The following is a 12,247-nucleotide window of genomic DNA, read 5'->3' as shown; positions in this document are numbered from 1 at the left end:
TTTTGAAACATTATGAGAAAAAGAAACGTATTACAAATATAGACAGCTAGGAGGGGGCTTCATGCAAGATACAGAAATGGTTAATAGTGCACAAAATGGAAACCTAATTGTTTTTGGAGAATTAATTTATCTCCATCATCGAACGGTCGAAAAATACGCCTTTCAATGTGGAGTGAAAGCAGAAGATATTCATAGTGTGACCCAGGAAGTTTTTATTAATCTAAATAAAAAATTAGGTGAATTTCAAAATTCTCATTTTCTGACGTGGTTATTCAAATTAACATTAAAGGCCTCTCGTGATTACCATAATAGAGAAAAACGAGTAAAAGACGAAGGACCAGAATTACAGGGGGATTCACCAGGACAATCAACTCGATTACCTCAATCGAGGATTTTAGTATTTGACGAAGATAGAGAACTACACGATGCCATTCAACTATTAGAAGAGACATACAGAAATCCACTTATCTTGTTTTATTTCCATGAGCTTGGTTATGAGCAAATAGGTGAAATTTTAAACATCCAACCAGTAGAAGTTGAATCCAGATTGATAAGTTCGAAAGAGAATATTAAATCGGCGCTGGAAATAGTGGATGATCAACAATTCGAACTGCATTTGAATTTATTGAAAAAATCGTTCAAGCGAGTCCCCTCAAAATTTAATGCAGACGAGATTCTACGACGAATTGAATCAGAAAGAGTTAAGAGGGAAGATTCACTTTCTCCGAAAAAAGAAAGTAAGTCAAATAAATATATGGTTAATATTTGGACAGTAGGATTATCTAGTGTCTTAATAATAGGAGTTCTAAGCACTTCCTTTTTAAAAATAAAAAATGATAATGTACGAAGCCACGAGGTTGCCACAGCTGCCGACTCTACTAGTATAGAAAATATCTTGAAAAATTTTGAAGAGCAAAAGAGTACTTATAGAAGTACGCTTAAGTTAACCGAAGAAGAATTTAATCAAATAGAATTTGTGAAAATGGCTAATCAATTATTTGCATCTACTATTCAAGAAAATGCTGCAGAAAATGACTCTAGCAGTATATCCAATGAAGAACGTTATGAAGAGGTGTTAGATGTGTTAAAAATCCCTTCACAGATGGTGAATGATGCGACCGCTGAGGGGATGATGGAAGAAAAAGAAAGTGCGATTTTTATTGATGAGTTGAACACCAAGATTGATTTTTTAATTACCTATTATAATTCTGTTTTAGAAAACCATCGTGAAATATTGAATACAGCAAAAATGAGTGGAAGACTGGATGCTTCTTATTTGATGGCAAATCGTTCGAAATTGCCTGATGAGGTTGAAAATCTAATAGATCATGCACACACTCAAGGTGTTTCAATCAGAGTTTCTGGGGACAAAAATAGTTATCAAACATTCTTCGAGTTCCCGGATAATTGGCATAAATTGTATGAACATGTACAAGGTTCTTCCATTGCATTTTTAAACATTAAACCAATGATTCCTTTTACATATGGGGGCGAGTTAGTCTTAACCCCTCATGAATCTGCTATGTACTTAAATGAGTTAGAACACATTTTACTAAGCACGAAACATCAAAATTCTCTCTACACCGTTATGAAATCACAGTATGAAGATTTAGCTTATACATTAATTTTCGGGGCAAGTAATATGGAAGTGGTTACGAATGGTCGAGTTAATGAGGAATTCCACTCGGCATGGAATAACTTAAGATACAGTTATGGCGATTCTCCTATGAAATATTTCATTAGACCACTGTTTGAATACGTAAGCGAAAATAATTGGGAAGTAAACGAAACGTATCGAAGTTTAAACTTTAATGATCTACAGATAGCCTTTAATCTTGCAGAAAATGGTGACCTAGCAGCCATTATGCCGAGAGAAAACAGTGGAGCAAAATCTGCAACAATTAATTGGCCAAACAGTGAAATACAACAAAAGGTAGAAAAATCTATTAAGAATATTGATATAACACAAATAAGTCAGATTGTTGGATTGAGCCCAATTGAAAGTGTTTTATTGTATCATCACGCTCAAGAAGAAAACTTAATGGACATCCAACAGTCACTCTTAACATTTATGAATTTTACTGATCACGAGAATATGGAAAAGGTTATGAATAGTTGGCTAAACAATAAATTGATTCCGAGAGAAACAACGAGTCTTCGTTATCAAGACGAGGAAACTTTTGAACAGTATGGAAACTTTGTAGGTTCAGTAGATGTAATGAATGGAGAACAAGTGATTCGAACCATTCCCATTACTCGAAATTACCAAGGCATGTGGGTGATTGATGCAAGTTTAAGTTATCTACTCTATAGTGAGCCACATGTAGAAATCAATGAACAAACACTGGACGATATCCAAAATCTCTACACACGTTTTAAAGAAAATTACGATTACACCATTTTAAAAGATGTTGGTGCAACAATGGTAGCCGGAATTTATCTTGAAGCAGCAAGTCAAGGAGATTTAAATACGCAGTATGAATTATTACTAAAGGGTGAGAATACGAATACTCCAAATAAAGAAAACTTTCTGTCAGGTCCATCTCAAATAGAGACCAATTGGAAAGAACAGTATAACTCGATGGAATCGCATCAAAGCTATCCTTCAGATGAATCGATCCTAAGCAGTAGGGAAGAGAAAAATGATGAATTTGATGTCACAGTTTGGCTCTATGTTAAACCTGAATTAATTACTGGTGAATTGTACCGAAATGGTTTCCGATTGCGAAAAACGGTAGAAGGATGGTTCGTTTACTATATGCCTATATAGTGACACTTTTGAGTTTTATACTAGTTTATGGTACAATCTTCTATGACCTTAAGGTAGATAGGTATATATCCAAAACTAGGAGCGATTATTATGACTAAGAAGTATGAAGTTGGAGAAATAATTACAGGTAAAGTAACAGGCGTTCAGCCATACGGCGCGTTTGTAGCATTAGATGAAGAGACTCAAGGTCTTGTTCACATCTCAGAAATCACATATGGTTATGTGAAAGAAGTTAGCGAATTTTTGTCTGTTGGACAAGAAATCGAAGTGAAAGTACTTGAAGTGGACGAAAAAGCGGGCAAAATTAGCCTATCAATTCGTGCATTACAAGAACGACCACCTGTATTACGTAAAGAAGATAAACCTAAAAAATCATTGCAAGCACGCGTTGATGAGCAGGATTCAGAAGGATTCAATTCGTTAAAAGATAAATTACAAGACTGGATTAAACAATCTGGTCAATGAGCAAATGCGAGTCTACTCTTTTTGAGTAACTCGCATTTTTTTCTTTCTTATTTTGTCACCTACAATTATTCTTGATACAGATTTAACCAAGTTGTGAGATTCCGAGTGTTTAAATTTAATTTACTTCTTCAACTTCCTCAAACGGTACTGCAAATTCTGTCTGCTCATCCCAAGGGCAACAGCCGATTTTGTGACATTGCCCTCAAACATGCCCATGACTTTTTGCAAATAGTACATTTCTGCTTCTCTTAAATATTCATCAAGAGGCAATAAATCACGATTGGACTGGACAACGAAGTCTTCTGCCCGCTTTAAAGGTTCTCGCATTTCTTGAACTTTTAATTTAAAATGTAATGGTAACATTTCAAAAGTCACCATTTCTTCGAAGGTTAACATCGATACTATCTCGTCTAACAAAATTTCGACTTCTTTTAAATTTCCTGGCCAATCATACGAGTGGAAAATATCCCTCACTTCATTTGTCATTCCCATAATGGCTGAACCAAAGCGGATTCGATGACGTGCAAAGTAGTCGTGGACGAACGGATCAATGTCTTTACGACGATCACGCAGTGGAAGAACAACAATAGACATTGAGGCAAAGAAATAATACAAATCTTTCAAGAGTTCTCCGGAAGCTATTAAGTTTACTGGATCTGCTCCCACACTCGCTAAAAATAAATGTTTACTTAGGCTTGGATCATTGACCAAATCTAATAACTGTTGTTGCAAACCTAAAGTTAATAAATCAATTCGGACACAAAAGATTGTACTGGTTTCCAACAAAATCAAGTCATCTTTTAATTTAGTAAGAATGGTCGGATCGGAATTATGACAATTTAACGTATAAAAATGGGACATAGGTGGAGACAATTCATTATGTATCCCTTCAGCTACTAAGTCTTTTCCTGTTCCAGCTTCACCAACGAGCAATACCGACAAGCGAGCTGTCGCGGCTTTTTGAGCCATTAAAATTACCTGTTTCATGGAGTCTGAAACAGCAGTGATGTTCGAAAATGTGATGGGCTCACCATAACGACGTAAAGGTTGGTATACCATCCGTTCTAGAGTAGTAACGTCACGTGCTAATTCAACAGCACCGATTAGTTTGCCATTTTCAAAAACAGGATATGTATCATTAATTGTAGTAATTTCATGGCCATTACGATTCCAATAAGTTTGTTTTACATTTAACACATGTTCTTTACTTTGTAGTACTTTTAAAAGGGTACTCTCTTGTTGATCAAATTGAAAAAGTTCCAGAAGAGTACGATCAGCTACATCATGTAGGTCGAGTCCTTCAATATTTTTCATTTTTTCGTTATATAAAATGGTACGTCCATTGCTATCAATTGCGTGAATACCTACGGAAATATGATCACTAGCAAAGCGGTAAAACGGCAATAATTGAAGATCCTTTACATTCACTGGAGGTTCACTCCTAACTTTTTTTGCGAAAATAAGAAATTTCACTTGATTAACGCAACAATCTCTTGCATTATTATATATGTAAACAAAATAAAAGTGCAAATTATTTTTGCACTAAATAGAATTAGAGGAGGATTTACATGATTCCTTATAAACACGAAGCCTTTACTGACTTCACACAAGAAGAGAACAAAAAAGCTATTCAAGAAGGCTATAAAACAGTTGCAGGTTACATGGGTCAAGACTACCCACTTATTATTGGTGGCGATCGAATTATAACTGAAGAGAAGATTGTTTCTTATAATCCTGCTAATAAAACTGAAGTTGTAGGTTCAGTTTCAAAGGCAACTCATGAGTTAGCTGCAAAAGCGATGGAAATTGCTGATGTAACTTTTAATACATGGAAAAAAGTGAAACCAGAAATTCGTGCAGATGTTCTATTTAAAGCGGCAGCAATTATGCGTCGTCGCAAATTCGAATTCTCAGCACTACTTTCTAAAGAAGCTGGTAAAACATGGATCGAAGCTGACGTAGAAGCGGCTGAAGCAATCGACTTCCTTGAATATTATGGTCGTCAAATGCTTCAATTAAAAGATGGTAAACCAATGGAGAGCCGTCCGGGTGAATACAATCGTTATGACTACATTCCAATGGGAGTAGCAGTTGTCATTTCACCATGGAACTTCCCATTCGCAATTATGGCGGGTACAGCTGTTGCCGCAATGGTAACTGGTAACACAGTATTGCTTAAACCAGCCTCAACTACTCCAGTTGTTGCTTATAAATTTATGGAAGTATTAGAAGAAGCGGGAATGCCTGCTGGCGTTGTTAACTTCATACCAGGTTCAGGTTCTGAAATTGGAGACTTCTTGGTAGATCACCCACGTACTCGTTTAATCAGTTTCACTGGTTCACGTGACGTTGGTTTACGTATTTTCGAACGTTCTTCAAAATTAAATGAAGGTCAAATTTGGATTAAACGTGTTATCTCTGAAATGGGTGGTAAAAACACAATCGTTGTTGATAAAGAAGCTGATTTAGAATTAGCAGCTCAATCAATCGTAAAATCTGCATTCGGCTTTGGTGGTCAAAAATGTTCAGCATGTTCACGTGCTGTTATCGTTGAGGATGTTTATGAACAAGTAGTAAATCGTGTAGAAGTGTTAACAAAAGCTTTATCTGTAGGTGTTCCTGATAAAGATAAGCACTTTGTAAGTCCAGTTATAGATGCTGCTGCATTCAAAAAGGTTATGAGCTACATTGAAATTGGTAAAGGGGAAGGTCGCCTAGTTGCGGGTGGAACTGGAGACGATTCTAAAGGGTTCTTTATACAACCGACTGTTTTTGCTGACGTAGATCCACAAGCGCGTATCATGCAAGAAGAAATCTTTGGACCAGTTGTTGCTATGACGAAAGTAAAAGATTTCGATCAAGCAATTAAGATTGCAAACAACACTGAGTACGGCTTAACTGGAGCGGTTATTACAAACAACCGTATGAACCAAGAAAAAGCACGTGAAGATTTCCACGTGGGTAACTTGTACTTTAACCGTGGTTGTACGGGCGCGATCGTTGGCTATCAATCATTTGGTGGATTCAATATGTCAGGTACTGATTCAAAAGCAGGCGGACCAGATTACTTAACATTACATTTACAAGCAAAAACAACATCTGAAATGTTATAAAAAGGAATGAAGGCTAAGTTCGGCGCGTCCTGCGCCAACGCCTTCATGATCCACTTCGTGTGGGACAAAAACATATAGGCAGGCACATCAGAAGATGCGTCTGCTTTTTTTTGAAAATTTGAGGAGGCGAATTATTATGACAGTTTCACAAAATGTTATTAAACAAACAGAAAAATTTGGTGCTCCTAACTATCATCCACTACCAATCGTTATCTCTGAAGCACATGGTGTATGGGTAACAAATCCTGAAGGAAATAAATACATGGATATGTTATCTGCATATTCTGCAGTAAATCAAGGACATCGTCACCCTAAAATTATTCAAGCACTTAAAGATCAAGCGGACCGTGTTACATTAACTTCACGTGCTTTCCATAATGATCAATTGGGCCCTTGGTATGAAATGATTTGTAAATTATCAGGCAAGGAAATGGCACTACCAATGAATACGGGTGCAGAAGCTGTTGAAACAGCTATTAAAGCAGCGCGTAGATGGGCTTATGATGTAAAAGGAGTTGCTGAGAACCAAGCAGAAATCATTGCATGTGACGGCAACTTCCATGGTCGTACAATGGCCGCTATATCTCTTTCTTCTGATCCAGATTACAAACGAGGATTTGGACCGATGTTACCTGGTATTAATTTAATCCCGTACGGTGATATTGAATCGTTAAAATCAGCAATTACTCCAAACACAGCAGCATTCTTAATTGAACCTATTCAAGGAGAAGCGGGAATTATTATTCCTCCAGTAGGTTTCATGAAAGCAGCGCGTGAACTTTGTCGCGAACATAACGTATTATTTATTGCTGACGAAATTCAAGCAGGACTTTGCCGTACAGGTAAAATGTTTGCATGTGAGTGGGAAGATGTAGATCCAGATATGTACATTTTAGGTAAAGCACTTGGTGGAGGAGTATTCCCGATTTCTTGTGTGGTTGCTAATAAAGAAGTTCTTGAAGTTTTCAACCCTGGTTCACACGGTTCAACTTTTGGTGGTAATCCAATGGCTTGTGCAGTTTCAATCGCTTCTCTTAATGTATTAGTAGAAGAGAAACTAGCAGAACGTTCTGAAGAACTAGGAAACTACTTTAAAGAAGAGTTATCAAAAATTAAAAATCCTTTTATTAAAGAAGTGCGTGGACGTGGATTATTTATTGGAATGGAATTAACAACAGCTGCTCGTCCATATTGTGAAGAATTGAAGGAACTTGGACTTTTGTGTAAAGAAACACACGATACTGTGATTCGTTTTGCACCACCTTTAGTGATTACAAAAGAAGAATTAGACTGGGCAATTGAAAAAATTCAAAAAGTATTTAATAAATAATTTTTCACTGTTAAAAAACAAGATTATGTATGTTACAATAGTTGCGAAGAAATCATTATGAATAAAGAGGCGAAACAATAAAATGGCTGAAAATCTAAACCTGTTTACATCAACGCAAGTGGTTATTCATGAAGCTCTGAACAAACTTGGATATGATGAAGGAATGTTTGAACTTTTAAAAGAACCATTACGTATGCTTGAAGTACGAATTCCTATTAAAATGGATGATGGTAAGGTACAAGTTTTCACGGGTTTCCGTGCTCAACATAACGATGCTGTTGGTCCTACAAAAGGTGGCGTTCGTTTCCATCCACAAGTTTCTAAAGATGAAATGAAAGCACTCTCTATGTGGATGACATTAAAGTGTGGAATTGTTGACTTACCTTACGGAGGAGCTAAAGGTGGAATTATTTGTGACCCACGACAAATGACAATGACTGAGATAGAGAAACTTAGTCGTGGTTACGTTCGTGCAATTAGTCAATTTGTTGGTCCAGCAAAAGATATTCCGGCTCCGGATGTATTTACAAATTCGCAAATTATGGCTTGGATGATGGATGAGTATAGTCGTATTGATGAATTCAACTCACCAGGTTTTATTACAGGTAAACCAATTGTTCTTGGTGGTTCTCAGGGACGAGAACGTGCGACTGCACAAGGTGTAACAATCTGTGTAGAAGAGGCCGCTAAAAAACGTGGACTTGTAATGAAAGATTTGCGTATTGTCATTCAAGGATTCGGTAATGCAGGAAGTTTCTTAGCTAAATTCATGAGTGATGCAGGAGCTAAAGTTATAGGTATTTCTGATGCTTACGGTGCTTTACACGATCCGAATGGTTTAGATATTGATTATTTACTTGATCGTCGTGATAGTTTTGGGACAGTGACTAAATTGTTTGAAAATACAATCAGTAATCAAGAGTTACTTGAATTAGATTGCGATATTTTAGTTCCAGCAGCAATCGAAAATCAAATAACTTCTGAAAACGCACATAAGATTAAAGCGAGTATTGTAGTGGAAGCTGCAAATGGGCCAACTACAACAGAAGCTACACAAATATTAACTGATCGTGGCATTTTACTTATACCGGATGTACTAGCAAGTGCAGGCGGAGTGACTGTATCCTATTTTGAATGGGTTCAAAATAACCAAGGATATTATTGGTCAGAAGAAGAAGTAAACGAAAAGTTATATAAAAAAATGGTTTCTGCTTTTGAAAATATTTATAACGTTGCGACAACACGCAACATTAACATGCGTTTAGCAGCATATATGGTTGGTGTTCGTAAAACTGCTGAAGCAGCACGCTTCCGCGGGTGGGTATAAGAATACTACGTCTTGTCTCTTAGTAGACAAGGCGTTTTTTTTGTGGGATTTAAGCTCTTTTCTTTGATTTTACTAAAAAATTTGCACATAATAAAATCTATAGGAGAGTGATAGAAGTGAATGAATTTTCATTTTATAACCCGGTCAAATTAATATTCGGTAAAGGACAACTGGAACAAATTAAACAAGAACTACCTACATACGGCAAAAAGGTGCTAATCGTATATGGTGGAGGAAGTATAAAGAAAAATGGTCTTTATGATGAAGTCATGATGACATTAAATGAAACAGATTTAGAGGTATTTGAGTTGAGTGGAGTGGAACCAAATCCTCGTATTTCTACTGTAAGACGTGGAGTTGAACTTTGTAAAAAAGAAAACATAGATGTATTACTAGCAGTAGGTGGCGGATCTGTTATTGACTGTACGAAGTTAATAGCTGCTGGAGCGAAGTACGACGGTGATGCTTGGGACTTAGTTAGCCGCAAAGCAGTTCCTATGGCAGCACTACCATTTGGCACAGTGTTAACGATAGCAGCAACAGGGTCAGAGATGAATTCAGGTTCGGTTATTACAAATGAAGAGACACAAGAAAAATACGGATGGGGCAGTCCACATGTTTTCCCGAAATTCTCAATACTAGATCCAACGTATACGTTTTCTGTACCACAAGATCAAACAGTATACGGAATCGTCGATATGATGACTCATATATTTGAACAGTATTTCAACAACGCTACGAACACACCGGTTCAAGATGAAATGTGTGAAGGTGTATTGCGCGCTATTATGGAGACTGCGCCAAAACTCTTGAGCAACCTACATTCCTATGAGCACCGTGAAACCATTCTTTTTTCAGGTACGATTGCATTAAATGGCATGTTACAAATGGGTTACCGTGGGGACTGGGCATCACACAATATTGAACATGCAGTCTCGGCGATATATGATATTCCTCATGCGGGAGGATTAGCGATATTATTCCCACACTGGATGAGATATAACATGAAAGTAGATCCAGAACGTTTCGCTCGATTAGCAGTTTATGTATTCGGCGTTGATCCAGAAGGAAAAACGGTAGAAGAAATAGCGAATGAAGGCATCGATAACTTACGTGCATATTGGTCATCGCTGTCAGCTCCTGAAACGCTTGCTGACTATAACATCGATGATACTAATATTGAAGTTATGGTAGAAAAAGCAATGGTTAACGGGCCTTTTGGTAACTTCATGTCTTTAGAAGCAGAAGATGTACGGTCCATTTTAAAAGCCTCATTATAATAGAAAAGCACTCAGCCGCATTGGTTGAGTGCTTTCTTTTCCATCAAGCGAATAAAATGATACTCTTTCTGTCCATTCTATATAGAAGACAGGAGGTTTTATATGATTGAACTTAATTCTTCATTAAAAGGAAAAAGATTTGAAAAAGGTTATTTAGAAGAATTTTTAAAAAGCCATGGATTTACTGTTGGTGGTGGATGGGAATATGATCATGCTTACTTTGATTATGTATTTCAAAAAACACCTTATTATGATGTCCTGAGAATTCCTGTATCAGTGAAAAGTGGAGATTTTGAACAACCATCTGCGAAATTAGAATGCGGTGTACCTTTTTTGTTGAGACATTGCTATCAGTTTGGACTTGATGATGAGAAGGATGCTCTATTTGGTATTGGTGGAGGAACGTTAAACCAATTTCAAAAACCAACGGATCCAGATGCACCGATAAGTGAAAAACTTGTTGTGCAAGGAGTGGAATTGTTAAAAGTCATAGATAGTCGTTTGCAATAAAGAAACGCCTCGTCCAATAAATACATTGGACGAGGCATTTCTTGTGGGTTCAAACAGGAGGTAAAGTTTCTGGTCGGTTACTTACATGTTTCCAATGAGTAATGCCATCATCTTCATCAAACGAAATAGTTACATCTTGAACACCCTGTTGATTAAGAATTAAATCCACTAAATGGTCACGAATGTCATCTGCACGTGCAAAAGAAATAGTAGAGTCAACTTCAGCAACAAGTTCAACGTGTAAATACTCGCCTTCTTTAACTACTGAAAGCTTCTTAATATCTTTCACATCTTGATGGTCTGCTACGAGATGTGCAATATGGTTTAACATTTGCTCATCCGTTTCTCCGATTGCTCCACGTGCATTTTCTAAAAACACACGTCCAACAACGTAGAACATCATTAATCCAATCATAATAGAAGCAATACCTTCTGCTTGTAAAAATCCTGTAAAATGAGCAATTAATACAGCTGAAAACGCTAGGATGCCCCCACCAGTTGCAACTAAATCTTCCATGAATACTAATTTTGTTGCTGGTTTAGCGCGATTTAAATGTACAAAACCCTGTGTTAAAGGCGCCAAGCCTTTAGCAGCTGGCAAACCAGCTTCGTGCAATACTTCTTTTCCGGCCTTATAAAGCACAAAAGTCTCTAAAATAATGGCAATTGCTAAAACTCCAAGAGTAATTAATAATCCGCCTGACTTTGTAGGATGTTGAATATGATGCCAACCTTCAATTATTGTTTCATAAGACAAGATAGCAACAATTAATACAGCACCTAGACAAACTAAGTTGACAACTCGACCAAAACCATTTGGAAATCGAGCAGTAGGTGATTTTTTAGAAAGCGCAGATCCAATAAAAACAAAGAACTGATTTGCGGCATCTCCAATCGAGTGCATCATTTCTGCAAACATCGCTACATTTCCTGTGAAAAAGAAAGCAAAACCTTTTAATACCGCAATCACAGTATTAACGATTGCTGCTAACAAGGAAGGTTTATTTCCTTCTTTTAGTAGTACGAAAAATTCTTTCATAATAGCCTCCTGTTAAGATAAAATTTCAAGTTCAACTCGGTCGATATAAGGAAGTGCATGAACACTGTTGTAAATGGTGAACGTGTCATGTTTGGGCAAGGCAGATAAGCGCATTTCAATTTCATGTTTTACTCTTTGATCAGACAGTGGAATGTCTTTTATGCGAATACTTTCTATTACTATTTCTTCAAACCTTAAAAAAGATACCAAATTTTTTATTTCCTCCGTTTCTGACATAAGAACCTTCATATAAACTTCTTTCATCCTTAAACGTTTTGGACCAAACTTTGAGAGGAGAGGAGGGAGTAGCTCAATACCTACTAATACAATCAACACGCAAGTTGTAGCCTCTACGTAAAAACCGGCTCCAACTGCAATACCTATTCCGCCAGCACCCCAAATCATAGCAGCGG

The 12,247-nt window shown here is 37.0% G+C and carries 9 protein-coding genes and 1 pseudogene; 7 read left to right on the top strand and 3 right to left on the bottom strand.

Going from position 1 to position 12,247, the window contains the following annotated elements:
- The first annotated feature begins 61 nt into the window (after positions 1–61).
- Positions 62–2,770 (top strand): RNA polymerase sigma factor, encoded by a 2,709-nt coding sequence (locus C406_RS20140; RefSeq protein WP_017379698.1) that lies wholly within the window; start codon positions 62–64, stop codon positions 2,768–2,770.
- A 90-nt stretch (positions 2,771–2,860) separates the two neighbouring features.
- A complete protein-coding gene (gene yugI, locus C406_RS0106010) occupies positions 2,861–3,235 on the top strand; it encodes a S1 domain-containing post-transcriptional regulator GSP13 (RefSeq protein WP_017379697.1) in 375 nt (124 codons plus the stop codon).
- A 120-nt stretch (positions 3,236–3,355) separates the two neighbouring features.
- Here yugI and C406_RS0106005 read toward each other — a convergent pair whose 3' ends face one another.
- Positions 3,356–4,663, bottom strand: coding sequence for a sigma 54-interacting transcriptional regulator (locus C406_RS0106005; RefSeq protein WP_017379696.1), 1,308 nt, complete (start codon positions 4,661–4,663; stop codon positions 3,356–3,358).
- Between the two features lie 140 nt (positions 4,664–4,803).
- Between C406_RS0106005 and pruA the strand changes: the two genes are divergently transcribed.
- The 5 genes from pruA to C406_RS0105980 all read left to right on the top strand — a co-directional run bounded on the left by pruA (position 4,804) and on the right by C406_RS0105980 (position 10,795).
- Positions 4,804–6,348 (top strand): L-glutamate gamma-semialdehyde dehydrogenase, encoded by a 1,545-nt coding sequence (pruA, locus tag C406_RS0106000; RefSeq protein WP_017379695.1) that lies wholly within the window; start codon positions 4,804–4,806, stop codon positions 6,346–6,348.
- 136 nt (positions 6,349–6,484) lie between these two features.
- A complete protein-coding gene (locus tag C406_RS0105995; RefSeq protein ID WP_017379694.1) occupies positions 6,485–7,678 on the top strand; it encodes an ornithine--oxo-acid transaminase in 1,194 nt (397 codons plus the stop codon).
- Between the two features lie 82 nt (positions 7,679–7,760).
- Positions 7,761–9,005 (top strand): Glu/Leu/Phe/Val family dehydrogenase, encoded by a 1,245-nt coding sequence (locus C406_RS0105990; RefSeq protein ID WP_017379693.1) that lies wholly within the window; start codon positions 7,761–7,763, stop codon positions 9,003–9,005.
- A gap of 116 nt (positions 9,006–9,121) precedes the next feature.
- The gene (locus tag C406_RS0105985) at positions 9,122–10,285 is read left to right on the top strand and encodes an iron-containing alcohol dehydrogenase (RefSeq protein WP_017379692.1); all 1,164 of its coding nucleotides are present in this window, start codon (positions 9,122–9,124) and stop codon (positions 10,283–10,285) included.
- Between the two features lie 102 nt (positions 10,286–10,387).
- A complete protein-coding gene (locus C406_RS0105980) occupies positions 10,388–10,795 on the top strand; it encodes a YugN family protein (RefSeq protein ID WP_017379691.1) in 408 nt (135 codons plus the stop codon).
- Positions 10,796–10,844: 49 nt separating this feature from the next.
- Here C406_RS0105980 and C406_RS0105975 read toward each other — a convergent pair whose 3' ends face one another.
- Complete coding sequence (locus C406_RS0105975) at positions 10,845–11,834, bottom strand: cation diffusion facilitator family transporter (RefSeq protein ID WP_017379690.1); 990 nt, start codon at positions 11,832–11,834, stop codon at positions 10,845–10,847.
- Positions 11,835–11,846: 12 nt separating this feature from the next.
- Positions 11,847–12,247: pseudogene (locus C406_RS20670) on the bottom strand (MgtC/SapB family protein); the annotation flags it as partial.

Source organism: Paenisporosarcina sp. TG-14 (assembly GCF_000297555.1).
GTDB lineage: Bacteria > Bacillota > Bacilli > Bacillales_A > Planococcaceae > Paenisporosarcina > Paenisporosarcina antarctica.
This window is presented reverse-complemented; position numbering and strand designations above follow the sequence as displayed.